Here is a 26,562-nt window from a genome sequence, read left to right as displayed (position 1 = left end):
GAGCGTGTACCGATCAGTGGTCGGACACGGACGACTCTGCACTCTCCCGCTCAGACGTGTACATGACTTTGCCGAGTTGTCATGCGCTACTTGCCGGTTGACTCCTGAGAGCCGGACTCCTCGGAGCCGGGCTCCTGAGAGGCCTTCGGGGCCTCCGGCTCGTCCGCCTCCGCGGCCGCGGCCGGCTCCTCGGACCCGGCAGCGACCTCGCGTGCCGTCTCCTCGGCGGCGGCCGCCGGCTCCGCGGCGGGGGCGTCGGTGGCGGCACCCTCGCCGCCCGCCGGCTCCTCGACGGGGGCGTCGGCCTTCGGCGCGGCGGCCTTGCCGGTCGACGTCTTCGCACCGGGGCCGGTCTGCGCCTCGCCGGTCTGCGCCGACTCCTCCAGGACCGCGTCCGGCACCAGCGCGGACGCCTCCTGCGCCACCGAGAGCAGGACCGTGTCCCCGGGGGCCTGGTCCGCGAAGTTCTCGGGGTGGTGGCAGGCGACCCGCTGACCGGGCCTCAGCTCGACCAGCTGCGGCTCGGTCGTGGCGCAGATCTGCGTCGCCTTCCAGCAGCGGGTGTGGAAGCGGCAGCCGCTCGGCGGCGCGATCGGCGACGGCACGTCACCGCGCAGCAGGATGCGCTCGTTCTTCTGGCCGCGCCGCTTGGGGTCCGGCACCGGCACCGCGGACATCAGCGCCTTGGTGTACGGGTGCATCGGCGCCTCGTACAGCGAGGTGCGGTCGGCCAGTTCGACGATCTTGCCGAGGTACATCACCGCGATGCGGTCCGAGACGTGCCGGACGACCGACAGGTCGTGCGCGATGATCACGTACGTCAGGCCCAGTTCCTGCTGGAGGTCGTCCATGAGGTTGACGACCTGGGCCTGGATCGACACGTCCAGCGCGGAGACCGGCTCGTCGGCGACGACCAGCTTCGGCTTGAGCGCGAGCGCGCGGGCGATGCCGATGCGCTGGCGCTGGCCGCCGGAGAACTCGTGCGGGTAGCGGTTGTAGTGCTCGGGGCTCAGGCCCACCAGCTCCAGCAGCCGCTGGACCTCCTTCTTCACCCCGCCCTCGGGCTCCACGCCCTGCAGCCGGAAGGGCGCCGAGACGATGGAGCCGATGGTGTGACGGGGGTTCAGGGAGCCGTACGGGTCCTGGAAGATCATCTGGATGTCGCGGCGCAGCGGGCGGAGCTGCCCGGTGCTCAGCCGGGTGATGTCCCGGCCGTCGAAGGTGATCTTCCCGCCGGTCGGGTCCTGCAGGCGGGTGACGACCCGGCCCATGGTCGACTTGCCGCAGCCCGACTCGCCGACGACGCCCAGGGTCTCGCCCTTGCGCACCTCGAAGTCGATGCCGTCGACGGCCTTCACGGCGCCGACCTGCCGCTGCAGGATGCCCTTCTTGATCGGGAAGTGCTTGGTCAGGCCCTCGACCCGGAGCAGCACCTCGCCGTCGGCGGACTGGGGCTTCGTCGTCTCACTCACAGCTTCGGCGCAATCTCTTCGGTCCAGATCCGCGTACGGTCCTCTGCCGAGAGGTGGCAGGCGGACCAGTGCCCGGTGCCGACCTGCTCCAGCTCGGGGCGCACCGTGCGGGTGACGTTCCCCTTGGGGATGTCCGCGTACGGGCAGCGCGGGTGGAAGGCGCAGCCCGAGGGGACGTTGATGAGGCTCGGCGGCTGGCCCTTGACCGGGATGAGCCGTTCGGAGGTCTCGCGGTCGATGCGGGGCATCGAGCCGAGCAGGCCCCAGGTGTAGGGGTGCTGCGGCGTCTCGAAGACCTCGGCGGCCGGACCACGCTCCACGCACCGCCCGCCGTACATCACCAGGACCTCGTCGGCTATCTCGGCGACCACGCCGAGGTCGTGGGTGATCATGATGACCGCGGAGCCGAACTCCTTCTGCAGGTCCCGGATCAGGTCGAGGATCTGCGCCTGGACGGTGACGTCGAGGGCGGTGGTCGGCTCGTCCGCGATGAGCAGCTCGGGGTTGTTCACCAGGGCCATGGCGATCATGGCGCGCTGGCGCATACCGCCGGAGAACTCGTGCGGGTAGCTGTCGACGCGCTTGGCCGGCTCGGGGATGCCGACGCGGTCGAGCATCTCGACGGCCCGCTTGCGGGCCTCCTTCCGGCCGACCTTGTGGTGCACCCGGTACGCCTCGACGATCTGGTCGCCGACCTTGTAGTACGGGTGCATCGCGGACAGCGGGTCCTGGAAGATCATCGCCATCTCGCGGCCGCGGAGCTTGCGCACCTCGTCCGGGGCGGCGGAGACCAGTTCCTTGCCGTCCAGCCAGATCTCGCCGGACATCCGCACGTTCTTGCCGCGGGTGCCCAGCCGGTGCAGGCCCATGATGGCCTGCGAGGTGACCGACTTGCCGGAGCCGGACTCGCCGACGATGGCGAGGGTCCGGCCCTTCTCCAGGGAGAAGGAGAGGCCGTCGACGGACTTGACCACGCCGTCGTCGGTCGGGAAGTGCACCTTGAGGTCGCGGACCTCGAGGAAGGCGTCGGGTGCCGCGCCGGTGGTGGGCTCACCCACCGCGGCACCGGTCTGGGACAGTTCGGTCACGAGAGCCTCACCCGCGGGTCGGCGGCGGCGTAGAGCACGTCCACCACAAGATTTGCGATCACGACGAAGAAGGCGGCGAGCAGGGTCACGCCGAGGATCTTGGGCAGGTCGTTGTCGGTGATGCCCTGCACCGCGTACTCGCCGATGCCGTGCAGCGAGAACACGGACTCGGTGATCACCGCGCCGCCGAGGAGCAGACCGAGGTCCATGCCGAAGACCGTGATGATCGGGGTGAGGGCGGCGCGCAGTCCGTGCCGGACGACGACGTTGCGCTCGGGCAGGCCCTTGGCGCGGGCCGTGCGGATGAAGTCCTCGTTCATCGTCTCCAGCATGCCCGAGCGGGTGAGCCGCGCGTAGATGGCGGAGTACAGCAGGGCGAGCGAACACCAGGCGGGGAACAGGGTGTTGGCCCATTGTGCCGGGTTGTCGGTGAACGGGACGTAGGTGCGGCCGAAGATCGGCCACTGGTAGGTGAAGAGCAGGATCGCCAGGCTGCCCGTGAAGAACATGGGCAGGGAGACACCCGCGAGCGCCACGCCCATGAAGGTGCGGTCGAAGACCGAGCGCGGCTTGAGCGCGGAGATCACGCCGACCACCACGCCGGAGACCAGCCACATCACGGCCGCTCCCACGGCGAGCGAGAGGGTCACCGGAAGGCGGGAGGTGAGCTGCGGCCAGACCGCCACGTGGTCCTTGAAGGAGTAGCCGAAGCACGGCGCGTCGCAGTGCACCGTGGTGGGGCCGAGGTTGTAGTCGGCGCCGGCGACGATCCCCTTGATGAAGTGCCAGTACTGGACGTAGACAGGCTGGTCCAGACCGAGGTTGTGCTTGACAGCGGCGATGTCCGCCTTCGACGGGCTCTTGCCGATGTACTGCTGCGCCAACTGGTCCGCCGTCTGGCCCACGAGTCGTGGCAGCAGGAAGAAGATGGCGAAGGTGACCGCGGAGACGACCAGCAGCAGGATCACTGCCGCGAACGTCCGGCGGAGGATGTACGAGATCACGGGGACCGGCGCTGGTGCCCGCGGGCCGCGAAGCCCGCGGGCACCAATGCCTTCACCTGCCTTCCGGGGCTGCTACTTCGACGCGACGCCGATGTTGAGGTAGTCGTACTGACCGCTGAAGGCCGCCGTGGACACCAGGTTGGTGTACGTCGTCGGGCGGGCCAGCAGGACCTTGAAGTAGGTCAGCGGGACCAGCACGGCGTCATCCATGGTCTTCTTGTCGATCTGCGTGTACAGGCTGTTGCGCGCGCTGTCGCCCTGCGTCGCGATCGCCTGGCCCAGCAGCTTGTTGACGTCCTTGTTGTCGTACTGCGACAGGTTGGTGTTGCCCGACTGGCTGATCGCCTTGCCGTTCAGGATCTGCTGCAGGAAGCCGTAGCCGGAGGGCCAGTCGGCACCCCACTGCATCATGATCAGACCGATGTTCTGCTTCTCGGTGAACTTCGGGACACCCGCGTAGTCGGTGAAGTACTTGCCCGACGGGTACTGCTTGAGGGTGGCGTTGATGCCGGCCGCCTTCAGCGAGTTGATGATCGCCGTGGCGGCGTCGATCTCCTGCGGACGGTCCGAGCGGGCCGAGATGTTGGTGGAGATCGAGGACTTGCCGCAGGCCTTCAGCTGCTCCTTGGCCTTGGCGGCGTCGCCCTTGTTGCCGGAGGTGGCGTAGACGTCCGACTTCGCGTAGCCGGTGACGTCCGGCGGCAGCACCGTGGAGGCGATGTCACCGCGGATCGGGCCGCCCTCGGCGGTCTGCACCGAGACCTTGTCGATCGCGTACTGCACGGCCTTGCGGCACTCGACCTTGTCGAACGGCTTCACCTTGGTGTTGATCGCCATGTAGACCAGGCGGCCACCGTAGGTGTTGTCGGTGTTGGCCTTCTTGGCGGTGTCGGTGAGGACCTTCGCCTGGGTGGAGGCCTGGACACCGGTACCGGCCAGGTCGATGGCCTTGCCGGCCAGCACGTCCTGGTCGATGGTCTCCGGGTTGACCTTCAGGTTGACGACGATCTTGTCCGGCAGCTGCTTGCGCAGCGGGTCCGTCTTCGGGTCCCAGTTCGTGTTGCGCACGAGGACGGCCTGCTTGCCCTCGTCGTAGCTCTGGAACTTGTACGAGCCCGAGGACACGATGTGCTTGACGTAGTCGACGCCCTTGTCCTTGGACTGGGGCACCGGGGCCGTCTGCGGGGCCGCGACCAGGTAGTCGAACTCCTGGAAGGCCTGCTTCAGGTGGAAGACGACCGTGGTGTCGTCCGGCGTCTCGATGGAGGACAGGCCCTTGCCGCTCTTGTCCTTGTACGGGCCCTTGTACTTGTCGCCGCCGGCCATCAGCTGCTGGAAGTAGTTGGGGCCGAGGGAGAGCACGTCACGCGCGAAGTTGGAGCGCTCGACGGCGTACTTGACGTCCTTCGAGGTGATCGGCGTGCCGTCCTCGTACTTCAGGCCCGAACGCAGCTTGTACGTCCAGGTCTTGCCGCCGTCGCTCGACACGCCCTTGCTGGCCGCGAGGTCCGGGACCAGGGTGTTGCCCTTGGAGCCGGGGCCGGGCTGGAACGTCATCAGCGGGCGGGCGTAGAGCCGGCTGAGGTTGTACATGTACGCGTAGTACGTGTTGCCGGGGTCGAAGGAGTCCGGCACGTCGGACAGCTCGTAGGTGACCGTGCCGCCCTTCTTGTCGGAGGCGTTGACGACTCCCTTGGTCGCGGCGTTGGCCCCGGCGGAGTTGGTGCCGTTGTCGTTCGTGTTGTCATCGGCCTTGCTGCAGCCTGCAACGAGCAGGCTGGCGGAGCCGATGGCCGCGATAGCGGCCAGCGCTGACCTTCGCATGATGGGCGCTTTCCCCTCCATAGTCGGAAACTTGTTGGGCTCTCGGGTGCAGGCGTCAGCGGCTGCGCGGGTCGAGAGCATCGCGGAGACCGTCACCGAGCAGGTTGAACGCCAGCACGGTCACGAAGATGGCGAGACCGGGGACGATCATGTACTGCGGGTCGATCTGGTAGTACGTGACCGCGTCGCGCAGCATGCCGCCCCAGGAAGCCTGCGGGGGCTGGATGCCCACACCGAGGAAGCTCAGGGACGCCTCGAACAGGATGTTGGTCGGGATCAGCAGCGTCGAGTAGACGATGATCGGGCCGACCAGGTTCGGCATCAGCTCGCGGAAGAGGATGTACGGGCCCTTGGCGCCCATGCCGCGGGAGGCGTCGACGAACTCGCGCTCGCGCAGGGCGAGGGTCTGGCCGCGCACGATCCGGCCCAGGTAGGGCCAGTTGAAGAAGCCGATGACGAAGATGAGCACGCTCAGGTGGAGCGGCAGTCCGTTCAGGCCGAACGCGCCGCCCTGCAGGGTGGCGGAGATGGCGATCGCGAAGAGCAGGAGGGGGAAGGCGAGGAACGTGTCCATCAGGCGGCTGATGACGTTGTCGACCCGCCCGCCGTAGTAGCCCGCCACCACGCCCATGATCGCGCCGATCACGTTGGACAGGATGGTGGCGCCGAAGGCGACCACGAGCGACACCCAGGATCCCTCGAGGATGCGGGTGGCGATGTCCCGGCCGAACTTCGGGTCGATGCCGAGCGGGTGGCTCGCGCTCATGCCGCCCCAGGCGCCCTTGGGCAGCGAGGTGTCGGGGGTGATCAGGTCCTGGTGGAAGGCGTTCGGGTCGAGGCCGAGCAGGGCCTGGAGGGGGCGCGAGAGGACCGCCAGCAGGACCAGCAGCACGACGATGACGCCGCCGGCCACGGCGACCTTGTCCTTCTTGAACCGGGACCACGCGATCTGCCCCAGGGAACGGCCCTCGATCTGCCCCTTACCGGCGCCCTCCAGCACAGCTTCCGGCTGTGCCTCGGATGCCGCCCCGGTGGTCTCGATCGGTGCGGTCACAGTGACCCGACCCCTCTCGCCGGTGGTGACCGGCCTGCGCCTGCCGCGGTTTGCGGCTTTGTCGACTTGCCCAGATCACGAGGTCTCGACCTCGTGTCTGAGTCGCGAGTCTTCAGCGTCGCCGCGATCACCCGCCAGAGCTGACGGCGAAAGTATGCGCAACCGTGATGCAGTGCAGGGGATTCCGTTATCCGATCAGTGGGTAACGGGCATCGGACACCGTCCAATTGGGACATTCGTCGCGATTCTTCGCGTATCCCCGCGAATCACCACTCATCTACGCGCGCAGAAACGCGGACGGTGGTTCGATTCCGTCGTCCGGTCCACGGACCGGACGGGCGGGCCCGGCGGTCAGTAGGCGCCGTGGACCGGTGGATAACCGTATCCGGCGGCCGGTGACGGGGACTGCGGCGGGGCCGCGTGGGCCTCCCGGTCGTAGAACGGGCGGGCGTTGGCCCGCATCCACATCACGACCGGGTCGTAGTCGTCGGTCATCGCGACCGTCGACACCGGCAGGCCCTCCGGGACCGCGCCGACGGACTGCTGCATCATCGCGCGCACCGAGTCGACCGCGGCCGGCGAGGTGTCGTACACGTCCAGGCCGATGGCGAGGTACGGCGCCCCGAGCGCGGGCTGCACCCAGGCGCGGCGCAGCGAGCGCAGCGCGGGGGTGCGGTGGGCGTTCTGCGCGAGGAGGGCGTAGAACTGGGGGACCTCGACGCCGGGCTCGCCGAGGCGCAGCGGGCCGGCGGGCTGGCGGTCCAGGCCGGTGGCGATGCGGCGCAGGTCCAGCCAGGGGACTCCGACGCCGCCGCCGGGGGCGTGCGGGTTGAGCCAGAGGCCGTAGTGGTCGGGGTAGAGGGTGCGGGCCACGTCGAGCCCGTCGACCACCTCGTACGACCGGCTCCAGCCGCTGGCCGAGAGCTCCTGGGCGGAGGTCACGCAGGGGGCGTAGTGGCAGCCGTCGACCTCCATGTTCCCGTACTGGGCGTCCGGGGAGCCGGCCTGGCCGTGCCACAGGAGCATCCAGATCTGGCCGGAGGAGGGGGTGGCGAGGGCGCGCAGCAGTGCCTCGTAGGCGTCGTAGCGGCCGGGGGTCACCTGGCGCAGCATGTGCTCGACGCTGCCGCTTGGGCTCGCGCTCACCTGTCTTACCGCCCCTTCGCTTCTCACCCCGTGTTCGGACACAGCTTAAGCGCCCGGTGGCTCGGGGCCTTGTGCTCGTGCGCGAGTGCGGGTTCGTGGTGGGTTCTCGCGCCCCCCGCGGCGGAACCGCACATCGGACACGGCCCCGCGCCCCCGAGGCCGGCTGTCCCCGCGTCGGGTGGTCAGTGGCCGTACTGGTAGAAGGGGCGGACGTTGGTCTTCAGCCAGTCGACCACCGGGTCCTGGGCCACGTCGAGGAGGACCAGGTTGACGGGCCACTTGACCGGGACCCGGCCCAGCGCCCTGCCGAGGGCTTCGAGCGGGCGGGCGCGCAGGTCGCCCTCCCACTGGGAGAGTTCGACGCCGACGAACAGGACCGGGTCGGCCGTCTCGACGGCGGCGAGGCAGCGGCGGGCGGTGAGGACCACGCCGGTCTCGGTGAACTCGGCGGAGGCGGCGGAGAGGAAGTCGACCGGGTCGTCCTGCCAGTCCGGCTCGAAGAGGCGGACCCGGCCGCCGGTGCCGGGGCCGTCGAGCGGGGTGCGGCCGGCGCGGCAGAGCTCGGCGACCGCCTCCGGCGGGAGCGGGACGCCGACCACGCCGCCGGGGTTGATCGCGATGCCCGCCTGCGGGGGCAGGCCCTGGGCGAACTCCACGGCCGGGGCGATGGTGAACGACATGTGCGGGCCGGCCGCCTGGCGGAGCTGCTCCTCGGAGCTGAACACCGGGACGTGGACCTGGCCCTCGATCTCCAGGGTGGGCAGGTCCAGGGGCCCGCTGTGCGGTCCGCCGCCGCCCGGCAGCGGGATCCACAGGAAGCTGCGGCCCAGCACCTCGATGATCCGCCCGCCGGCGGCGGGTATGCCGAGGGAGGCGGAGAGCACCTCCTCCAGTTCGTTGCCCGGCCAGCCGCCGTGCGGGTGGGGGTGTGCCTGTGCCGGGATGTCCGCGGGAAAGTCCGCCGCCGAGAAGTCCATCTGCCTGCCGCCTGCCGGGTACCACTGGATACGGGTCAGAAGGCTAGCGGGTTCCGGTGACAGTCCCCGATCCGGTGAAGCCGATCCGGCGCAGGACGTCCGCCGCGGTGCGGTCCAGCAGGACCGCGGAGCCGCAGCCGGCGGGGAGGTGCCCCCGCTCCACCGCGCGCAGCATGCGGGCCGTCGTACGGCGGTGGCGGCGGAAGGCGTAGCGGGAGACGCCCCGGCCGCGCTCGCGCTGGCCCTGCCGGGCCGTCTCGGGGGTGACGTCGAGCAGGAGCAGGTGCAGGGTGGCGCCGCGGCGGCGGGCCTCCCTGGCCAGCCAGGCGCGCACCCAGGCCTGGGTGCCGCAGTCGTGCACGACGACTCCCTCGCCCGCCCGGAGGGCGCGGCGCAGTGCGGCGAAGTGCGTGACGCGGACCAGCGGGCGGTACAGCGCGTAGGGGAGGAAGCGGGGCACGCGGGCGGCCCAGTGGTCGCGGCTGTCCTGGGAGTCGATGCGCCGGCCGCGGACCGCGCGGCGCATCAGCGTGGACTTGCCGCTGCCGGGCAGGCCGGTGATCACCACCAGGTCGCGGGGCCCGAAGAGCAGGGCGTGCGGGCCGCGGCCGGCGCGGTCGCGCAGGTCGCGCACCACCGGGGCGGGGCGGTCCGCCGCGCGTGCGCGGGCCGTGGCGGAGGGCTGCTGCGGTACCGCGAGGCCGGGGCCGGCGGCGTAGGCCGTGGTCCTGTTCACCGTGATCGTCCTCCCCTGTGGGCCTGGTAATCCCCATGCCCGTCACGTGTAAAGAGAAGGTAATGGGCGATGTCCGTCGGTTCCGTGCGCGTCCTGCCACAGCTCGGTTACAGATGCGGGCCCTGACGACCGGGGGCGTGGCGTGCAATGATGGCCCCGCCAACTGCATACCGGCCGCTTGAATCCGCGCGGGAGAGTCCCCGGCCATGGTCGTCGGGGCGCCGAAGGAGCAAGTCCCTCCCTTGAATCTCTCAGGCCCCGTTACCGCGCGGGCGAGGCACATCTGAAAAGCGGGCCGCTGTGTCAGTGGCTCCACCCAAGGTGCAAGCCGTGATCGCCCCCGTGGCGGTCCTGGCGAACCTCTCAGGTTCCGATGACAGATGGGGAGGAACGTTCCTCGCCTGTCATATCTGCCTGGGAGACGACCGACCGATGAGCAGTACCGAACCCACTGGACCGCGGCGCACCGCGCTGGACGCGCTGCACCGCTCGCTCGGTGCGACGATGACCGACTTCGCCGGCTGGGACATGCCCCTGCGCTACGGCTCGGAGCGCGACGAGCACCTCGCGGTGCGCACGAAGGCCGGCCTGTTCGACCTCTCCCACATGGGCGAGATCACCGTGACCGGCCCCGGGGCGGCCGCCCTCCTGAACTACGCCCTGGTCGGCAACATCGCCTCCGTCGGCGTCGGCCGCGCCCGCTACACCATGATCTGCCAGGCCGACGGCGGCATCCTGGACGACCTGATCGTCTACCGGCTGGCCGAGACCGAGTACATGGTCGTGGCGAACGCCTCCAACGCCCAGGTGGTGCTGGACGCGCTGACCGAGCGTGCCGCGGGCTTCGACGCCGAGGTGCGCGACGACCGGGACGCCTACGCGCTGATCGCCGTGCAGGGCCCGGAGTCCCCCGGCATCCTCGCGTCCCTCACCGACGCCGACCTGGACGGCCTGAAGTACTACGCGGGCCTGCCGGGCACGGTCGCCGGCGTGCCGGCGCTGATCGCCCGCACCGGCTACACCGGCGAGGACGGCTTCGAGCTGTTCGTGAAGCCCGAGCACGCGGTGGAGCTGTGGCAGGCGCTGACCAAGGCGGGCGAGGGCGCCGGCCTGGTGCCGTGCGGCCTGTCCTGCCGGGACACGCTGCGCCTGGAGGCGGGCATGCCGCTGTACGGGCACGAGCTGACCACCTCCCTGACGCCGTTCGACGCCGGCCTCGGCCGGGTGGTGAAGTTCGAGAAGGAGGGCGACTTCGTGGGCCGCGAGGCGCTCGCCGAAGCCGCCGCCCGTGCCGACCAGAACCCGCCGCGGGTGCTGGTCGGCCTGGTCGCCGAGGGCCGCCGCGTGCCGCGCGCCGGGTACGCCGTCGTCGTGGGCGGCGAGGTGGTCGGCGAGGTCACCTCCGGCGCCCCCTCCCCCACGCTGGGCAAGCCGATCGCCATGGCCTACGTCGACGCCGCGCACGCGGCGCCGGGCACCGAGGGCGTCGGCGTGGACATCCGGGGCAGCCACGAGCCGTACCAGGTCGTGGCGCTGCCCTTCTACAAGCGCCAGAAGTGACACCGTCGTAACCCCCGACCTCCCGGCCGGAGGCGCGGTGGGGCACACCGGTGCCGCACCCGTGCGCTTCCAGCCGCCCCCCTTTCCCCAGCATTCACCCGCGTACAGGAGAATTCAGGCCATGAGCAACCCCCAGCAGCTGCGCTACAGCAAGGAGCACGAGTGGCTGTCGGCCGCCGAGGACGGCGTCGCGACGGTCGGCATCACCGAGTTCGCGGCCAACGCGCTCGGCGACGTCGTCTACGCCCAGCTCCCCGAGGTCGGCTCCACGGTGTCCGCGGGTGAGACCTGCGGCGAGCTGGAGTCGACCAAGTCCGTCTCCGACCTGTACTCGCCGGTCACCGGTGAGGTCACCGAGACCAACGAGGACGTCGTCAACGACCCGTCGCTGGTGAACTCCGCCCCCTTCGGGGGCGGCTGGCTGTTCAAGGTACGCGTCACGGAGGAGCCGGCCGACCTGCTCTCCGCCGACGAGTACGCCGCCCACACCGCCGGCTGAGGAGTCGTAGCCGAATGTCCGTCCTGAACACGTCCCTGCACGAGCTGGACCCGGAGGTCGCCGCCGCGGTCGACGCCGAGCTCGTCCGCCAGCAGTCCACGCTGGAGATGATCGCGTCCGAGAACTTCGCGCCGCTCGCGGTGATGGAGGCCCAGGGCTCGGTCCTCACCAACAAGTACGCCGAGGGCTACCCGGGCCGCCGCTACTACGGCGGCTGCGAGCACGTCGACGTCGCCGAGCAGATCGCCATCGACCGGGTCAAGGAGCTGTTCGGCGCCGAGTACGCCAACGTCCAGCCCCACTCGGGCGCCTCCGCGAACCAGGCGGCCCTGTTCGCCCTCGCCCAGCCCGGGGACACCATCCTCGGCCTGGACCTGGCGCACGGCGGCCACCTGACCCACGGCATGCGCCTGAACTTCTCCGGCAAGCAGTTCAACGTGGTGGCCTACCACGTGGACCCCGAGACCGGCCTGGTCGACATGGCCGAGGTCGAGAAGCTCGCCAGGGAGCACCGCCCGAAGGTGATCATCGCGGGCTGGTCGGCGTACCCCCGGCAGCTCGACTTCGCCGAGTTCCGCCGGATCGCCGACGAGGTCGAGGCGTACCTGTGGGTCGACATGGCGCACTTCGCGGGCCTGGTCGCCGCGGGTCTGCACCCGAACCCGGTGGAGCACGCGGACGTGGTCACCTCGACCACGCACAAGACCCTGGGCGGCCCGCGCGGCGGCATCATCCTGGCGAAGAAGGACTTCGCGAAGAAGCTGAACTCCTCGGTCTTCCCGGGCTTCCAGGGCGGCCCCCTGGAGCACGTGATCGCGGCGAAGGCGGTCTCCTTCAAGGTCGCCGCCTCGGAGGACTTCAAGGAGCGCCAGCGGCGTACGGTGGAGGGTGCGCGCATCCTCGCCGAGCGCCTGACCGCGGCCGACGCCCGCGAGGCCGGCGTGAACGTGCTGTCCGGCGGCACGGACGTGCACCTGATCCTGGTGGACCTGCGCGCGTCCGAACTGGACGGGCAGCAGGCCGAGGACCGGCTCCACGAGGTCGGCATCACCGTCAACCGCAACGCCGTCCCGAACGACCCGCGTCCCCCGATGGTCACCTCGGGCCTGCGGATCGGCACGCCCGCCCTGGCCACCCGCGGCTTCACGGCCGAGGACTTCGCCGAGGTCGCGGACGTGATCGCCGAGGCGCTGAAGCCGTCCTACGACGCGGAGGCCCTCAAGGCCCGGGTGAAGGCCCTGGCCGACAAGCACCCGCTGTACCCGGGTCTGAACAAGTAAGTCCCCCGGTGGGGCACTCGACGGTGAGTGCCCCACCCTTGTCCTGAGGAGTGACCGTGGCCATCTCGGTCTTCGACCTGTTCTCGATCGGCATAGGCCCGTCCAGCTCCCACACGGTCGGCCCCATGCGCGCGGCGCGCATGTTCGCCCGCCGGCTGCGCAACGAGGACCTGCTCACCTCCGTGGCGTCCCTGCGCTGCGAGCTGTACGGCTCGCTCGGCGCGACCGGCCACGGGCACGGCACGCCCAAGGCGGTGCTGCTCGGCCTGGAGGGCGACTCGCCGCGCACGGTCGACGTCGAGACGGCGGACGAGCGGGTGGCCGGCATCAGGGAGGCGGGCCGGCTCCGGCTCCTCGGGGAGCACGAGATCCCCTTCTCCTTCGACGACGACCTGGTCCTGCACCGCCGCAAGGCCCTGCCCTACCACGCCAACGGCATGACGCTGTGGGCCTTCGGCGCGGACGGCGCGGAACTGCTGTCCAAGACGTACTACTCGGTCGGCGGCGGTTTCGTCGTGGACGAGGACGCGGTCGGCGCGGACCGCATCAAGCTGGACGACACGGTCCTGAAGTACCCCTTCCGCACCGGCGACGAACTGCTGCGGCTGACGCAGGAGACGGGCCTGTCGATCTCCGCGCTCATGCTGGAGAACGAGCGGGCCTGGCGCACGGAGGAGGAGATCCGCGCGGGCCTGCTGGAGATCTGGCGGGTGATGCGGGAGTGCGTCGCGCGCGGCATGTCCCGCGAGGGCATCCTGCCGGGCGGCCTGAAGGTGCGCCGCAGGGCCGCGACCACCGCGCGCAAGCTGCGCTCCGAGGGCGACCCGCTGGCCCTCGCCATGGAGTGGATCACGCTGTACGCGATGGCCGTGAACGAGGAGAACGCGGCGGGCGGCCGTGTGGTCACCGCTCCGACGAACGGCGCGGCCGGCATCATCCCGGCGGTCCTGCACTACTACATCAACTTCGTCCCCGGTGCCGACGAGGACGGCGTGGTCCGCTTCCTGCTGGCGGCAGGCGCCATCGGCATGCTCTTCAAGGAGAACGCCTCCATCTCCGGCGCCGAGGTCGGCTGCCAGGGCGAGGTCGGCTCCGCCTGCTCCATGGCGGCCGGCGCCCTCGCCGAGGTCCTCGGCGGCTCCCCCGAGCAGGTGGAGAACGCGGCCGAGATCGGCATGGAGCACAACCTGGGCCTCACCTGCGACCCGGTCGGCGGGCTCGTCCAGATCCCCTGCATCGAGCGCAACGGCATGGCCGCGGTCAAGGCGGTCACCGCGGCCCGCATGGCCATGCGCGGCGACGGCTCGCACAAGGTCTCCCTGGACAAGGTCATCAAGACCATGAAGGACACCGGCGCCGACATGAGCGTCAAGTACAAGGAGACGGCCCGGGGCGGGCTCGCGGTGAACATCATCGAGTGCTGACCGAGTGCCGAGGGGGCGGGTGACTGCCCTCCGTCCGGGGCACCCGGAGCCGACACCGCCCACGCTCCGGGGTACATCCGTCACAAAGCGTGTGTTATAGCTGCCATGCACACACCTTCCCGGCGCACCCTGCTCAGTGTCCCTCTCGCCGCCGCGGGCGCGGGCCTGCTGTCCGCCTTCGCCCCCGCCCGGTCGCAGGAGGCGGCGTTCGTCGACCCGTCGGGTCCGGAGGTGGCCGCCGCCGAGCGCAGACGCGGGTCCGGCCCGGTGCGCTCGTTCCGCTTCACCGCGGCCGAGTCCACGCTGGACCTGGGCGGCCGGACCGTGCGGAGCTGGGCCTACGACGAGACGCTGCCCGGTCCGCTGGTGCGCGTCACCGCCGGCGACGTCCTGAACCTCACCCTCACCAACCGCCTGCCGGCCGACACGACCCTGCACGCGCACGGGGTGCGGCTGCGCTGCGACATGGACGGCACCCCCGACGTGACGCAGCGCGCCGTCCGCCCGGGGGCCGACTTCACCTACCGGTTCGCCGTCTCCCACCCGGGCACCTACCTCCTCCACTCCCACGTCGGACTCCAGCCCGACCGGGCGCTGTACGCGCCGTTCGTCGTCGACGACCCCAAGGAACCGCTCGAGTACGACCACGAGTGGCTGGTCGTCCTGGACGACTGGGTGGACGGCGTGCGCGGTTCGACCCCGGACCAGGTGCTGCGCCAACTGCACCATGGCGGTTCGACGGCGGGCCCCTACCGGGTGCTGCACGACTCCCACAGCCGCCTGCTCGACGGCGACGGGGGGCATGTGGCCTACCCGTGCTACCTCGTCAACGGCCGACTGCCGGACAGCCCTTCGGTGTTCAGGTGCCGCCCCGGCGACCGCGTCCGGCTGCGCATCGTCAACGCCGGCTCCGAGACCGCGTTCCGGGTCGCGCTGGGCGGTCACACCATGACCGTCACGCACACCGACGGCTACCCGGTGCAGCACGAGGAGACCGACGCCCTGCTCGTCGGCATGGCCGAGCGCTACGACGTGCTCGTCACCGCCGGGGACGGCGTCTTCCCGCTCGTCGCCCTGCCCGAGGGCAAGCAGGGCCAGGCCCTCGCCGTCCTGCGCACCGGCAACGGCAGGAGCCTGCCCTCTCCCCGGGTCCGCCCGGACGAACTGGAGGGGCGGGTCGTCCCCGCCCGCAGCCTGGTGCCCGACGAGTCCGTGGCGCTGGAGGACCGCCAGCCCGACCGCGAACTGCGCCTCACGCTCACCGGCGGCATGAGGAAGTACGACTGGGCCTTCGACCACCGGCCCCACGACCCCTACCGGCGCCACCCGGTCCGCGCCGGGGAACGCGTCCGGCTCACCCTCATCAACGCCACCGACATGTGGCACCCCGTGCACCTGCACGGCCACACCTTCGCGCTGAACGGCGACAACGCCGCCGGCGCGCTGAAGGACACCGCCGTCGTGCTCCCCCACCGCAAGATCGTCGCCGACTTCGACGCCGACAACCCCGGCCTGTGGATGCTGCACTGCCACAACCAGTACCACGCCGAGAGCGGCATGATGACGATCCTCGGCTACCTGAAGTGAGCCGGGCCGGCGGCGGGACGGAGATCGCGCCCCGCCGCCGCCCAGGCGCACACCTGAACTCACGGAGTGGCTGGCCGCTTCCGAGGCGGAGGACATCCGCGTCGTCACGAGCTCGGTGACCCTCGTCGAAGCACGTGACCCCAAGTTCGGCCAAGCCCGCTTCGACCACGCCGCCTCCCGCGTCAAGATCGTCCCGCCCACCGAAGCGATCGCCTGCCAGGCGAGCAGGCTCCTCGCCCCGGCCGGGCTGCACGGGCACAAGTACGCACTGGATGCCATCGTGGCCGCCACGGCACTGGCCTCACCCCACACGGTGACCGTCCTTACGTCGGCCCCCGAGAACCTCGCCCTGTTGTGCGGCCGCGGGGTGCGTGTCCGCAAGGTCCGAGGTTCCCCGGTTCACGCCACGGCCGAGGGACTTGCGGCGCGGCTGAGGGCCGAGGAGTCGTGCCCCTCAGCGGACGGTCGCGCCCAGACAGTCGAGGGCCGCGCGGGCGAATCCCGCCGCGGTGCGCGGCCCCGGCTCCGCGGCCATTGGATCACACGGGTGCGGGCCGGCGCCCGAGGACCGCCACGGCACCCGGCCCGCAGGCCGCGCAGTTGTCTCCTTCCGGTTCCTCCAGGGGCTACCGAACAGTAATCAATCTCTCCTACGCTGCCGCCAACTCGGCTCCGGCGAAGGGGAGTTCATCGATGATAAGCGGCAGAAGGCTGGCGGCTCTGGTGGGGGCCGCCGCCCTGGTGGGCGTGGTGTCCGGGCAGGCGCACGCGGCGGAGCCCCGGTTCTCGGGGACGACGGCGATCGGGACGCACAACGCCTACGAGAAGGACAAGTACACGTACTTCGCCCAGGCCCTGGACTCCGGGGCCTCTCTGCTGGAACTGGACGTGTACGTCGACAGCATCAGCCACCGGTGGCGGGTCAGTCACAGCAACCCGTTCGGCGACGACAACAACTGCGAGGCGGCGAAGACCCCCGCCGAGCTGTACAGCAAGGCCCGGAACCAGGACCTCGGCAGCTGCCTGGACAACATCGCGGCCTGGAACCGGCTCCACCCCGACCACCCGCCGATCGTGTTCAAGGTCGAGATGAAGGTGGGGTTCAACGACAAGGGCGGGCTCGGCCCGGACGAGTTCGACACCCTCGTGTCGCAGAAGCTCGGCGGCAGCGTCTTCAAGCCGGCCGATCTGCTGGGCGGGACGTACCCCTCCCTGGACGCGGCCGCGAAGGCCGACGCCTGGCCCTCGCGCGACGCGCTGCGGGGCAAGTTCCTCTTCGAACTGATCCCGGGCACGGTGGAGCAGTCCAACCCGTTCGACCACTACTGGACGGACGAGGAGTACGGGGACCACCTGCGCGACCTGTACGCGGCCGGGCGGATCTCCGAGGCCGAGGCGTTCCCCGCGGTGCTCGGAGCCGAGGGCGGGGACCCGCGCACGAGCCGGTACGACGCCTCGATCCAGCCGTGGTTCGTCTTCTTCGACGGGGACGCGGCGAGTTACGTGAACAGCGGCTACGACACCTCGTTCTACTCGAGGAACCACTACATCTCGATCATGACGGGGGCCGACGGGGTCTCCCCGGCGATCTCCTCCACCGACCCCACGGACGCCGAAGTCGCCGACCGGCTGGCCCTGCTGGCCAAGGACCACGCGAGCATCATCACCTCGGACTGGTCGGCCAAGTCCGCTTCGGTCCTCAGTTCGGTGACGGACCGGGGCTGAGGATTCCGGCCGAACGCGCGGATCGGGGGTACCGGGTCGGGGCATATATCAGTCAACTCCTGATCACCCCACCGGCACTTCAGGGAGTCCCCCACATGCTCCACGGCATCGATGTCAGCGCGTTCCAGTCCTCGTCGTACGGCACGGACGGCCTCTCCTTCGTCTTCATCAAGGCGACGGAGGGCCGTTCGTACGTCAACCCCCGGCTCACCGCCCAGACCAAGCACGGCCGCGACGCCGGGCTCGTCGTCGGCTTCTACCACTTCCTGTGGCCCGGCGACATCACCGCCCAGGCCGAGTACTTCGTCCAGCACGCCCCCGAGAGGGCGGGCGACCTGCTCGCCGTCGACTGGGAGACCACCAGCGACGGCACGCACGCCAGCAACGCGGAGAAGGACCAGTTCATCCGCACGGTGAAGAGGCTCCGCCCGCACAACAGGGTCCTGCTCTACGCCAACCGGCACTTCTGGCTGAACATCGACACCACCTCGTACGCCGGCGACGGCCTGTGGATCGCCGACTACGTGAGCGCGGGCCACCCGCGCATCAAGGCCAAGTGGCGCTTCCACCAGTACAGCAGCGAGCCGCACGACCAGGACGTGGCCGACTTCACGAGCAAGGCGGCGCTGCGCGCGTGGGCCACTCCCTGAGAGACTCCGCCAGGCCCTACGGGCACTGAGCCGAGGCAAGGGAGAGCACACCTCATGCAACCGATCGTGCACACGCGTCGGGGTGCCGTCCGCGGGGTGCGTGACGACAGCGGTGTCGCCGCGTTCAAGGGCATCCCGTACGCGGCGCCCCCGGTCGGGCCCCTGCGCCTGGCCGCACCCCGGCCGCCCGCCGGCTGGGACGGCGTGCGCGAGGCCACCGCCCACGGGCCGACCGCCCCGCACGCACCCTACGTACCGCCCTTCGACCGGCTCATCCCCGAAGCGCACATCCCCGGGGACGACTGCCTGAACCTGAACGTGTGGACGCCCGATCCCGCGGGGCGCCTTCCCGTCATGGTGTGGGTGCACGGCGGAGCCTTCGCCAACGGCTCGGGCTCGGTCGCCGGTTACGACGGCACCGCCTTCGCCCGGGACGGCGTCGTCCTGGTCACCCTCAACTACCGCCTCGGGGCGGACGGTTTCCTCCACCTCGACGGCACCCCCGACAACCGCGGGCTGCTGGACCAGATCGCCGCCCTGGAGTGGGTCAGGGACAACATCGCGGCCTTCGGCGGCGACCCGGACCGGGTCACGGTGTTCGGCGAGTCGGCGGGCGCCATGAGCATCGGCGCGCTGCTGGCCATGCCCCGCGCCGCGGGACTCTTCCGCAGGGCGATCCTGCAGAGCGGGGCCGCGCACCACAGCCTCACCCCGGCCACCGCCCGGCGTGTCACGGACCAGCTGGCGCGGATGCTCGGTGTACCGGCCACGAGCGCCGCCCTCGCCGCCGTCCCCACCGAGCAGCTGCTCACCGCCCAGCAGAAGCTGCGCGCGGCCGTCTCCGCCCGCCCGGACCCCGAGCTGTGGGGGGAGGTCGTGCACAACCTCATGCCGTTCGAACCCGTCGTCGACGGCGACAGCCTGCCCCAGGCGCCCGCCGACGTCCTCACCCGCGCGGCCGAGGCCGGGACGGACCTCCTGGTGGGCTCCAACAGCGACGAGTTCCGGCTGTTCGTCGTCCCCACGGGCGTCATCGGCCACGTCACCGAGGAGGCGCTGCGCCGGACGGCGGCCGGCTACGGCCTGGACCCCGACCGGGCCCTCCCCGTCTACCGCGAGCAGCGGCCCGGGGCGTCCCCGGGCGACCTCCTGGCGGCGCTGGTCACGGACTGGTTCTACCGCGTCCCCGCGATCCGGCTGGCCGAGGCCCACGCCGGCCGCCGTCCGGGAGGGGTGTTCCTGTACGAGTTCGCCTGGCGGCCGCCCACCTTCGACGGCCTCCTCGGCGCCGCCCACGCCACGGAACTGCCCTTCGTCTTCGACAACCTCGGGGACGAGGCCTTCCTCCCGCTGCTCGGCCCCGCGCTCCCCCAGCAGATCGCCGACGCGATGCACGGCGCCTGGGTCTCCTTCGCCACCACCGGCACCCCCGGATGGCCGGCGTACACCACGGGCACCCGCACCACCATGCGGTTCGACACGGTCTCCACGGCCGTGGACGATCCCCGCCCGCAGGAGCGGGCCGTGTGGGAGGGCGTGCGCTGAAGCCGGTCGAGCGGCCCGTGACCGGGCCGCTCCACGCGGCGGTGCTGCGCCGGTTCAGCCGCGGAAGTCCGCCGGGCGTTCCGGGGACGCTGCCGTCAGTGCCTGCTTCACGGCGTCCACGCCCTCCCGCAGGCCGTACACCGGCGTGCCCGGCTGCTGCCGCCAGGAGTCGTCGATGCCGCCCGCGTCGACCGTGTCGAAGCCGAGTTCCTCGATGAGCGCGCGGACCTTCGCCTTGGCGGCCTCGTCGTCGCCGGCGACCGGCAGGGCCATGCGCTCGGGGTCGCCGGCCGGGCGGGGGCGCTCCAGGATGTCCTGTGCGTAGGTGCCGTTGAAGGCCTTGACGACGGGGTGGCCCAGGTGCCGTTCGGTCCAGCGGCTCTCGGTCAGCCCGTCGTCCTCGATGCCGGCGATCCGGCCGTCGCGCTGCTGCGGGTAGTAGTTGCCGGTGTCGATGACGGCGGCACCGTCGGCCGCGCCGTCCAGCAGGCCGGAGGGCAGGTCGGGAACCGCCTTCAGCGGGACGGTGACGACGACGACCTCGGCGCCGTTCGCCGCCTCCTCGACCCGTACGGGAGTAGCGCCGGTCTCCTCGGCGAGTTCCTTGAGGGTCTCGGGGCCGCGCGAGTTGGCCACGGACACGTCGTGGCCGAGGGCGGTGAGCCGCCGGGTGAGGTTGCCGCCGATGTTGCCCGCGCCGATGATGCCGATCTTCATGTCTGGCCCTTCCAGGATCGATGCATGTGCATACTTCCGTCGACGGGCGACAACCCCGCGGGGCCCGGGACTATTCCGTGGCTGCGGCGAACGGGTGAGATGCCGGAGGGGGCGCCGTCCGGGCGGACGGCGCCCCCTCCGGGTGGGTCACCTGCTGAGGTAGGTCCAGAACTCGTCGAAGGAGAGGACCTTGTCGCCGTTGAGGTCGCGGGTCTTGATGATCGCCTCCGCGACCGTGTCGGTGACGTTCCAGTCACCCCCCTGCGCCAGGGCGGACTTGAACTCGGCCGCGGTGATGAACCCGTCACCGTCCGCGTCGATCCGCTGGAACTCCTTGCGCGCTGCCTCGATGTCCGCCACCGATCCGCCCCTTTGTGTTCGTGTTGCTCGTGCCGTGTCGGCGTACTGTCGCAGGTCAGATTAACGGCCCGGCGAGTCCGGGCCTCCTCCCGGTGGGTGAAGACCGAAGGAGCGGCACCTTGGAGACCTTGCGTGACATTCTCGACGCGGCGGCGCTCGGCGTCTTCCCGCCGGCGGACGGCGGGGTCACCGTGGTGCCGCAGGCCTCGCCCCGGGACGCGGGGGTGCTGTCGTTCACCGCGCACTCCGTGGTGTTCACGGACGAGGATCCGCGGTGGGTGCACGACGCGCTGGGCGCCGTGGACTGCGATCCGCTGGCCGCGCCGATGAACCCCGCCTTCCTCGCCGCCTTCCTGGCCCGGACGGGACGCCGGACGGAGACCGTCGACGCGCTCCTGGTCGGCTCTCCCCTGCCCGGCGGGCCGCCGGTGGCGCTGAGCGAGATCGGGGACGCCGGCCATCCCCGCATCGTCTACGCCCGCGGGCGCCGCGACGACGTGCGCGCCTGGACGGCGGACGGCGGGGTGCTGGTCCTGGGGCGCGGGGTCGGCGGCCGGCTGGAGGTGTCGGTCGAGGTGGACGAGGGGGTACGGCACCGGGGGCTGGGGCGGCTGCTGGTGACCGCCGCCCGGCACCTGGCCGCCGAGCCGCTGTGGGCGCAGGTCGCGCCGGGCAACGCCCGCAGCGTGCGGGCGTTCCAGGCGGCCGGTTACCGCGCGGTGGGCGCGGAGGCGCTGCTGCTCCGGTCCTGACGGGCGGTCAGCGGAAGATGCCGGTGTGCCCGAGCGAGTAGCGGCCGGGCTGCGGGTAGACGGCGAGGCCGTGCGGTCCGCTGCCGACCCTGATGCGGGCCAGCTGGGCGCCGGTGCGGGTGTCGATGGCGTACACCTCGGAGTTGTAGCGGCCGGAGAGCCAGAGCACCTTGCCGTCGGCCGAGACCCCGCCCATGTCGGGGCTGCCGCCGCCGGGCAGCCGCCACTTCTTGGTGAGCCGGTTCCGGGTGAAGTCGAAGATGGAGATGGTGCCCTCGCCGCGGTTGGAGATGTACATCTCGCGGGAGTCCCGGCTGATGTAGAGGCCGTGGGCGCCCTTGCCGGTGGCGAGGAACTCCGGCTTTTCGAAGGTGTTCCCGTTCAGGATCCACAGGCCGTTCGCGACCATGTCGGCGATGTAGTAGCGGCTGCCGTCCGGCGCGATCTTGACGTCCTGCGGCATGGCCCCGTGGTAGGGCAGCTTCTGCTGGCCGACGACCTTCATCCGCGCGGTGTCGACCTTGAGCAGTTCGCCGCTGAACTCGCAGGAGACGATGAAGTACTTGCCGTCGACCGAGAAGTCGGCGTGGTTGACGCCGTGGCAGCTGACCGGGACGGTCTTCACGATCTTCATGGTGTGCGCGTCGCGGAACACCAGCTGCCGGTCCATGGAGGCCATGACCACGGCGTACCTGCCGTCGGGCGTGAAGTACAGGTTGTAGGGGTCGTGCACCGGCACCGGGTCGCCGGCCTTGCCGGTCCTGGGGTCGATGGGGGTGAGGCTGTTGCCGAGGTCGTTGTTGACCCACAGGGTCTTCATGTCCCAGGACGGCACGACGTGCTGGGGCTGCCGGCCGACCGGGATGGTCTCGATCACCTTGTACGTGCGCGGGTCGATGACGGTGACCGTGTCGGAGTTGGTGTTCGGCACGTACACCCGGGACGGGAAGCCCTTGACCACCGGGGAGAGCAGGTTCGGGCGGTCGGCGGCGTAGATGTCCTTCGGGTCCACGACCGGGGGCATCCCGGGCAGCACGTCCACCTGCTGTCTCGGCGCCTGCGGCCGGGCCGGCGCCGTGCTGCCGCGGGCCGACCGCCCGGAGTGGTCGGCGCCCGACCCGCAGGCGGACAGCAGGGTCAGGGCGGTGAGGGCGGCTCCCGCGGCCAGCAGGCGGGCGGCTCGGTTGGTGGGCATCAGCTCAGCAGCTCCGTGGTGGTGACCGCGCGCAGTCCGCGGCGGCCGAGTTCGTGGAGTACGGCGGGGAGGGCGGCGACCGTGTCCGGATAGCCGAAGTGCAGGCTCACCACCGACCCGGCGCGGGCCTCGGCGAGGACCTTCCGGGTGACGGCGTCGGCGCCGGGCCGGGTGTAGTCGAGGGAGTCGACCTCGTACGACAGCACGTGGGGGTAGCCGGCGGCGCGGGCCAGCCGGGCGACCAGCGGGGAGGCGGTCGGGGAGCGGGAGGGGCGGAACCAGGTGCCGATGGACCCGGTGAGCCGTTTCAGGCGCTCGGCGCAGCCGGTGATCTCCTGGCGCGCGCCGGCCTCGGACATGGCGTTGATGGAGACGTGCCGCTGGGTGTGGTTGCCGAGGTCGTGGCCGCCGTCGAGAATGCGGCGGGCGAGGCCGGGGTGTTCGTCCAGCCAGGTGCCGACGGCGAGCACGGTGAGCCGGGCCCCGTTCCGTTCGGCCGTGGCGAGCAGGGAGGTGGCGAGGGCGGGGTCGCCCTGGCCGTGGAAGGTGAGGGCGACCTGGGGGCGGGTGCGCGGGCCGTGGGTGATCTGGGCGGGCTGCCCGGGGTAGGCCCGGGGGGCGGGTGCGGTACGGGGGGTGGCCGCGGGGTGGCCGGACGCGGACCCGGCGGACGCGGAGGCCGCGGCGGGCGGGGCGTCCTGGCCGGTGCCGCAGCCGGCGGCGAGCGCGCCGCCGGCGACGAGCAGCGCGCTCGTGCGCAGCACGTCACGTCGGTTGGTCGTGGTCACCCGCACCATTTAAGGGGTGCTGGGTAAGAAAACCCCCGATTCGCCCATATGGGGGATGATTTCGGGTCGTCCCCCGGGAGGGTGGGTCAGCGGTCGGCGACGCGCATCTCGAACCAGGTGGTCTTGCCCCGCGGCAGCAGGTCGACGCCCCAGCGGTCGGCCAGTTTGTCCACCAGGAACAGGCCGCGGCCGCTGACGTCCAGGTCCTGAACCGGCATCAGGCAGGGCAGCGCGCGTGAGGGATCGCGGACCTCGACGCGGATCCAGCCGCGGCGGCGGCGCATCCTCAGGCCGAAGACCCGGGCGCCGGTGTGCCGTACGGCGTTGCCGACGAGTTCGGAGACGAGTAAGACCGCGTCCTCGGTCATCTTGGGGGTCAGTCCCCAATGGCGCAGGACGACGACCTGGGTCAGCCGGCGCGCCGTGGCCGCGGACTCGGGGCGGGACGGCAGCGGGATCTCCGCCTCCGCCGGGTTGCCGAACAGTTCGAGCGCCTTGAGCGCCTGTTCGTCCTCGACCGCGGGCGACCAGCGCGCCGCGGCCGCACGGCTGTGTCCCCGCGGCTGTTCGATGCCCTCCAGCCCCGCCATGCCCCCATGATGGCGGCCCGAAGCGGTCCGCGTGGCCGTTCCGGAGGAATACGCCCCCCTCGCGCCCCCTGCCCGCTCCATTCGCACGGCATATGCCGATGACATGCCGGGGCCCGTCGAGGCCCGGCCGACCTGCGGCTACGGCTCGCCTTCCGGCAAGCGGCGGGTTCCCTCGACGAGACGGACTTAAGGTGGCCTTAAGGTTGCGATAAACCGCCCCATCGAGGGACCCGGATCAGACGGGACGTCAACAGCAAGCCCCCGGGGGAAAGTTCGGGCGGCTCACCGCACGCGCCTCAGAGGAACTTGGCCTTGCCCGGCCCCTCCTCCACGAAGCTGCGCATGCCGCGCGCGCGGTCCTCGGTGGCGAACAGACCGGCGAACCAGTTCCGCTCGACGGCGAGCCCGGTGTCGATGTCGGTCTCCAGACCGGTGTCCACCGACTCCTTCGCCGCGCGCAGCGCGATCGCCGGCCCCTGCGCGAGCTTCGCGGCCCAGGCGTGCGCCTGCTCGTACACCTCGGCGGCCGGCACGACCCGGTCCACCAGGCCGATGGCGAGGGCCTCGTCGGCCTTCACCTGACGGCCGGTGAAGATGAGGTCCTTGGCCTTGGAGGGGCCGATCAGGCGGGGCAGGCGCTGGGTGCCGCCGGCGCCCGGGACCAGGCCGAGCAGGATCTCGGGCTGGCCGAGCTTGGCGTTCTCGGCGGCGATGCGGTAGTCCGCGCACAGGGCCAGTTCGCAGCCGCCGCCGAGGGCGTACCCGGTGATGGCGGCGACGACGGGCTTGGGGATGCGGGCGACGGCGGTGAAGGAGTCCTGCAGGGCGCGGGCGCGCAGGACCATCGCGGTGTGGTCCATCTCCTGCATCTCCTTGATGTCCGCGCCCGCCGCGAACACCCGCTCGCCGCCGTAGATCACCACGGCGCGCACGTCGTCGCGGCGCGTGGCCTCCTCGGCGAGTTCCTTCAGCCGGTCCTGCGTGGCGACGTCCAGCGCGTTCATCGGCGGCCGGTCCAGACGCAGGGTTCCTACACCTTCGGCGACTTCGAGTTTCACGGTCATGGGCAGCAGGTTAACGGGCACTAACGGCGGCGGGCCCGGTGCCGTACCTCACAGCACCGGGCCCGCACTCCGGGCGACGCCTACTTCTTCCAGTCGGCCCAGGACATGTTCCAGCCGTTCAGCCCGTTGGCCGGGTCCACCGTGCGGTCGTGGGAGTGCTTGACGACCACCACGTCGCCGATGATCGAGTGGTTGAAGAACCAGGCCGCCGGAACGTTCCTGTCGTAGCCGCCGCGCACGTCGCGCAGGCCGACGCAGCCGTGGCTGGCGTTGTAGTTGCCGAAGGCGCCGCCGCCCCAGTAGTTGCCGTGGATGAAGGTGCCGGAGTTGGTGAGGCGGATGGCGTGCGGGACGTCCTTGATGTCGTACTCGCCGCCGTAGCCGACGGTCTCGCCGTTCATGCGGGTCACGGTGAGCTTCTCGCTCATCACCATCTGGCCGTTCCAGGTGTCGTAGCCGGGCTTGCCGGTGGTGACCGGGATGGTCTTGACGACCTTGCCGTCCTGGGTGACCTTCATCGTGTGCTTCTTGGCGTCCACGACGGAGACCTGGTTGCGCCCGATGGTGAACTTCACCGTCTTGCGCTGCTTGCCGTAGACGCCGGCGCGGCCCTCGACGCCGTCGAGGTCGAGGTCGACGGTGACCTTGGTGCCTTCCTGCCAGTACTTCTCGGGGCGGAAGTCCAGCCGGTCGTTGCCGAACCAGTGGCCCTCGACGTCGACGGCCGGCTCGGTCTTGACGCGGATGGCCTTCTCGACGTCCTCCGGGTGGGTGATGCCCCGGGTGAAGCGGACGGAGAACGGCATCCCGACGCCGACGGTGGAGCCGTCCTCGGGGGTGAAGTAGCCGACGAAGGTGTTCTTCGGCGTCAGGGTGGTGAAGCTGGAGTCCTCGGCGGCCTCGCGGCCCGCGGAGTCCTTAGCCACCGCGTGCACGGTGTACTTGGTGCCGCCGGCCAGGTGGGTCGACGGCGTCCAGGACGCGCCGCCGGCCGCGATGCTGCCGTCGACGCGGGTGCCCTTGGCGTCCTTGACCACGACCTCGGTCAGCCTGCCCTTGGCGACGTTCACCTTCAGGGCGCCGCTCGTGTCGACGTTGGTGGCGCCGGACTTGGGCGCGATGCTGACGGCGGCGGTGGACTGCCCGCCCTGCCGGGTCCCGGAGTCCTTGCCCTTCCCGGCTCCCGGGCCGGACTCCGAGTGGCCGCCTCCGCCGCACGCGGTGACGGCCATCAGCAGGGCGCCGGCTATCAGCGCCAGCCCCTTGCGACCGCTCCCCCTCATCTGAGGCGTTCGCCTCCGGGGCGCTGCAGCCGGTGTCGAGAGGCCGACCGTGCTCAACCCTTCGGGCCTCCGCGCTCCCCCACGCCCGAATCCGCTCGCGTGGGGGGAGCCCCATGTCCTCTCGACACCGGCGCGCCCCTGCGGCTCACTTCCCCGTCCCCCCGCCGAAGCCCCCGATATCGGCCGCACGTTCAAGGTGTTCTCCCCTCCCAGGACCAGGTCAGGCCCGGTCCCCACCACAC

Annotated in this window: 24 protein-coding genes, 1 pseudogene and 2 riboswitches; of the genes and pseudogenes, 10 read left to right on the top strand and 15 right to left on the bottom strand. The window is 71.1% G+C overall.

Features of this window, described 5'->3' with window-relative positions:
- Positions 1-86: 86 nt before the first annotated feature.
- The 8 genes from AQJ66_RS22855 to AQJ66_RS22820 form a co-directional block, all read right to left on the bottom strand.
- A complete protein-coding gene (locus AQJ66_RS22855) occupies positions 87-1,472 on the bottom strand; it encodes an ABC transporter ATP-binding protein (RefSeq protein WP_107119015.1) in 1,386 nt (461 codons plus the stop codon).
- On the bottom strand, positions 1,469-2,560 hold the full coding sequence (locus tag AQJ66_RS22850) for an ABC transporter ATP-binding protein (RefSeq protein ID WP_061925475.1): 1,092 nt from the start codon (positions 2,558-2,560) through the stop codon (positions 1,469-1,471). The genes AQJ66_RS22855 and AQJ66_RS22850 overlap by 4 nt, the downstream gene beginning before the upstream one ends.
- Positions 2,557-3,564: an ABC transporter permease gene (locus tag AQJ66_RS22845; protein ID WP_061925472.1), complete on the bottom strand. Its 1,008-nt coding sequence runs from the start codon at positions 3,562-3,564 to the stop codon at positions 2,557-2,559. The genes AQJ66_RS22850 and AQJ66_RS22845 overlap by 4 nt, the downstream gene beginning before the upstream one ends.
- Before the next feature lie 72 nt (positions 3,565-3,636).
- Positions 3,637-5,388, bottom strand: coding sequence for an ABC transporter substrate-binding protein (locus AQJ66_RS22840; protein ID WP_482255548.1), 1,752 nt, complete (start codon positions 5,386-5,388; stop codon positions 3,637-3,639).
- 55 nt (positions 5,389-5,443) lie between these two features.
- Positions 5,444-6,442, bottom strand: coding sequence for an ABC transporter permease (locus AQJ66_RS22835; RefSeq protein WP_061925466.1), 999 nt, complete (start codon positions 6,440-6,442; stop codon positions 5,444-5,446).
- A 351-nt stretch (positions 6,443-6,793) separates the two neighbouring features.
- Positions 6,794-7,555 carry an enhanced serine sensitivity protein SseB C-terminal domain-containing protein gene (locus AQJ66_RS22830; RefSeq protein WP_425264298.1) on the bottom strand — a complete coding sequence of 254 codons (762 nt, stop codon included), beginning with the start codon at positions 7,553-7,555 and terminating at the stop codon, positions 6,794-6,796.
- 215 nt (positions 7,556-7,770) lie between these two features.
- Positions 7,771-8,565, bottom strand: coding sequence for an enhanced serine sensitivity protein SseB (locus tag AQJ66_RS22825; RefSeq protein ID WP_061925462.1), 795 nt, complete (start codon positions 8,563-8,565; stop codon positions 7,771-7,773).
- A 43-nt stretch (positions 8,566-8,608) separates the two neighbouring features.
- Positions 8,609-9,301, bottom strand: a complete 693-nt coding sequence (locus AQJ66_RS22820; RefSeq protein WP_061925458.1) for an AAA family ATPase — start codon at positions 9,299-9,301, stop codon at positions 8,609-8,611.
- A gap of 179 nt (positions 9,302-9,480) precedes the next feature.
- Positions 9,481-9,578: riboswitch (glycine riboswitch) on the top strand.
- Positions 9,579-9,691, top strand: a riboswitch (glycine riboswitch).
- A gap of 42 nt (positions 9,692-9,733) precedes the next feature.
- On the opposite strand from AQJ66_RS22820, the gene gcvT reads away from it, so the two are divergent.
- From gcvT to AQJ66_RS22780, 9 genes and pseudogenes are all read left to right on the top strand, one after another.
- Positions 9,734-10,861: a glycine cleavage system aminomethyltransferase GcvT gene (gene gcvT / locus AQJ66_RS22815; protein ID WP_061925455.1), complete on the top strand. Its 1,128-nt coding sequence runs from the start codon at positions 9,734-9,736 to the stop codon at positions 10,859-10,861.
- 121 nt (positions 10,862-10,982) lie between these two features.
- Entirely contained in the window at positions 10,983-11,360 is a 378-nt protein-coding gene (gcvH, locus tag AQJ66_RS22810; protein ID WP_061925450.1) for a glycine cleavage system protein GcvH, read from the top strand.
- Between the two features lie 14 nt (positions 11,361-11,374).
- A complete protein-coding gene (gene glyA / locus AQJ66_RS22805; protein ID WP_061925447.1) occupies positions 11,375-12,640 on the top strand; it encodes a serine hydroxymethyltransferase in 1,266 nt (421 codons plus the stop codon).
- Between the two features lie 56 nt (positions 12,641-12,696).
- Positions 12,697-14,064 (top strand): L-serine ammonia-lyase, encoded by a 1,368-nt coding sequence (locus AQJ66_RS22800; RefSeq protein ID WP_061925444.1) that lies wholly within the window; start codon positions 12,697-12,699, stop codon positions 14,062-14,064.
- Between the two features lie 105 nt (positions 14,065-14,169).
- Entirely contained in the window at positions 14,170-15,651 is a 1,482-nt protein-coding gene (locus tag AQJ66_RS22795; RefSeq protein WP_061925442.1) for a multicopper oxidase family protein, read from the top strand.
- A 70-nt stretch (positions 15,652-15,721) separates the two neighbouring features.
- A pseudogene (locus AQJ66_RS40145) lies at positions 15,722-16,036 on the top strand (type II toxin-antitoxin system VapC family toxin); the annotation flags it as partial.
- Positions 16,037-16,344: 308 nt separating this feature from the next.
- Positions 16,345-17,376, top strand: a complete 1,032-nt coding sequence (locus AQJ66_RS22790) for a phosphatidylinositol-specific phospholipase C domain-containing protein (RefSeq protein WP_208611431.1) — start codon at positions 16,345-16,347, stop codon at positions 17,374-17,376.
- A 95-nt stretch (positions 17,377-17,471) separates the two neighbouring features.
- Positions 17,472-18,026 (top strand): glycoside hydrolase family 25 protein, encoded by a 555-nt coding sequence (locus AQJ66_RS22785; RefSeq protein WP_061925435.1) that lies wholly within the window; start codon positions 17,472-17,474, stop codon positions 18,024-18,026.
- 54 nt (positions 18,027-18,080) lie between these two features.
- Positions 18,081-19,571: a carboxylesterase/lipase family protein gene (locus AQJ66_RS22780; protein ID WP_061925433.1), complete on the top strand. Its 1,491-nt coding sequence runs from the start codon at positions 18,081-18,083 to the stop codon at positions 19,569-19,571.
- A gap of 54 nt (positions 19,572-19,625) precedes the next feature.
- Here AQJ66_RS22780 and AQJ66_RS22775 read toward each other — a convergent pair whose 3' ends face one another.
- Both AQJ66_RS22775 and AQJ66_RS22770 read right to left on the bottom strand, forming a co-directional pair.
- Positions 19,626-20,306 (bottom strand): NADPH-dependent F420 reductase, encoded by a 681-nt coding sequence (locus tag AQJ66_RS22775; protein WP_341849422.1) that lies wholly within the window; start codon positions 20,304-20,306, stop codon positions 19,626-19,628.
- 129 nt (positions 20,307-20,435) lie between these two features.
- Positions 20,436-20,648 (bottom strand): EF-hand domain-containing protein, encoded by a 213-nt coding sequence (locus tag AQJ66_RS22770; RefSeq protein WP_061925427.1) that lies wholly within the window; start codon positions 20,646-20,648, stop codon positions 20,436-20,438.
- Between the two features lie 119 nt (positions 20,649-20,767).
- Here AQJ66_RS22770 and AQJ66_RS22765 point away from each other — a divergent pair, with 119 nt between their 5' ends.
- Positions 20,768-21,400 carry a GNAT family N-acetyltransferase gene (locus tag AQJ66_RS22765; protein WP_061925424.1) on the top strand — a complete coding sequence of 211 codons (633 nt, stop codon included), beginning with the start codon at positions 20,768-20,770 and terminating at the stop codon, positions 21,398-21,400.
- 7 nt (positions 21,401-21,407) lie between these two features.
- Here the strand turns inward: AQJ66_RS22765 and AQJ66_RS22760 are convergent, their stop codons facing one another.
- The 5 genes from AQJ66_RS22760 to AQJ66_RS22740 all read right to left on the bottom strand — a co-directional run bounded on the left by AQJ66_RS22760 (position 21,408) and on the right by AQJ66_RS22740 (position 26,320).
- Positions 21,408-22,595, bottom strand: coding sequence for a YncE family protein (locus tag AQJ66_RS22760; protein ID WP_061925421.1), 1,188 nt, complete (start codon positions 22,593-22,595; stop codon positions 21,408-21,410).
- Positions 22,595-23,392: a polysaccharide deacetylase family protein gene (locus AQJ66_RS22755; RefSeq protein WP_061925418.1), complete on the bottom strand. Its 798-nt coding sequence runs from the start codon at positions 23,390-23,392 to the stop codon at positions 22,595-22,597. Before AQJ66_RS22755 ends, AQJ66_RS22760 begins: the two co-directional genes overlap by 1 nt.
- 77 nt (positions 23,393-23,469) lie before the next feature.
- The gene (locus AQJ66_RS22750) at positions 23,470-23,973 is read right to left on the bottom strand and encodes an ATP-binding protein (protein WP_061925415.1); all 504 of its coding nucleotides are present in this window, start codon (positions 23,971-23,973) and stop codon (positions 23,470-23,472) included.
- Positions 23,974-24,269: 296 nt separating this feature from the next.
- The gene (locus AQJ66_RS22745) at positions 24,270-25,037 is read right to left on the bottom strand and encodes an enoyl-CoA hydratase/isomerase family protein (RefSeq protein WP_061925412.1); all 768 of its coding nucleotides are present in this window, start codon (positions 25,035-25,037) and stop codon (positions 24,270-24,272) included.
- 80 nt (positions 25,038-25,117) lie between these two features.
- Positions 25,118-26,320, bottom strand: coding sequence for a L,D-transpeptidase (locus AQJ66_RS22740; protein WP_208611430.1), 1,203 nt, complete (start codon positions 26,318-26,320; stop codon positions 25,118-25,120).
- Positions 26,321-26,562 lie beyond the last annotated feature (242 nt).

Origin of the sequence: Streptomyces bungoensis (assembly GCF_001514215.1) — a bacterium.
In the GTDB taxonomy this organism is placed as follows: domain Bacteria; phylum Actinomycetota; class Actinomycetes; order Streptomycetales; family Streptomycetaceae; genus Streptomyces; species Streptomyces bungoensis.
The sequence above is the reverse complement of the archived record's forward strand: the minus strand, read 5'-3'. Positions and strand labels throughout refer to the sequence as shown.

What these genes read in the sequence shown, in the direction of transcription:
- AQJ66_RS22785 (WP_061925435.1), top strand. Translation starts at nt 17,472, where the DNA reads ATGCTCCACGGCATCGATGTCAGCGCGTTCCAGTCCTCGTCGTACGGC.
- AQJ66_RS22755 (WP_061925418.1), bottom strand. Translation starts at nt 23,392, where the DNA reads ATGGTGCGGGTGACCACGACCAACCGACGTGACGTGCTGCGCACGAGC.
- AQJ66_RS22750 (WP_061925415.1), bottom strand. Translation starts at nt 23,973, where the DNA reads ATGGCGGGGCTGGAGGGCATCGAACAGCCGCGGGGACACAGCCGTGCG.
- gcvT (WP_061925455.1), top strand. Translation starts at nt 9,734, where the DNA reads ATGAGCAGTACCGAACCCACTGGACCGCGGCGCACCGCGCTGGACGCG.
- gcvH (WP_061925450.1), top strand. Translation starts at nt 10,983, where the DNA reads ATGAGCAACCCCCAGCAGCTGCGCTACAGCAAGGAGCACGAGTGGCTG.
- AQJ66_RS22760 (WP_061925421.1), bottom strand. Translation starts at nt 22,595, where the DNA reads ATGCCCACCAACCGAGCCGCCCGCCTGCTGGCCGCGGGAGCCGCCCTC.
- AQJ66_RS22790 (WP_208611431.1), top strand. Translation starts at nt 16,345, where the DNA reads ATGATAAGCGGCAGAAGGCTGGCGGCTCTGGTGGGGGCCGCCGCCCTG.
- glyA (WP_061925447.1), top strand. Translation starts at nt 11,375, where the DNA reads ATGTCCGTCCTGAACACGTCCCTGCACGAGCTGGACCCGGAGGTCGCC.
- AQJ66_RS22795 (WP_061925442.1), top strand. Translation starts at nt 14,170, where the DNA reads ATGCACACACCTTCCCGGCGCACCCTGCTCAGTGTCCCTCTCGCCGCC.
- AQJ66_RS22740 (WP_208611430.1), bottom strand. Translation starts at nt 26,320, where the DNA reads ATGAGGGGGAGCGGTCGCAAGGGGCTGGCGCTGATAGCCGGCGCCCTG.
- AQJ66_RS22840 (WP_482255548.1), bottom strand. Translation starts at nt 5,388, where the DNA reads ATGCGAAGGTCAGCGCTGGCCGCTATCGCGGCCATCGGCTCCGCCAGC.
- AQJ66_RS22780 (WP_061925433.1), top strand. Translation starts at nt 18,081, where the DNA reads ATGCAACCGATCGTGCACACGCGTCGGGGTGCCGTCCGCGGGGTGCGT.
- AQJ66_RS22830 (WP_425264298.1), bottom strand. Translation starts at nt 7,555, where the DNA reads ATGCTGCGCCAGGTGACCCCCGGCCGCTACGACGCCTACGAGGCACTG.
- AQJ66_RS22825 (WP_061925462.1), bottom strand. Translation starts at nt 8,565, where the DNA reads ATGGACTTCTCGGCGGCGGACTTTCCCGCGGACATCCCGGCACAGGCA.
- AQJ66_RS22745 (WP_061925412.1), bottom strand. Translation starts at nt 25,037, where the DNA reads ATGACCGTGAAACTCGAAGTCGCCGAAGGTGTAGGAACCCTGCGTCTG.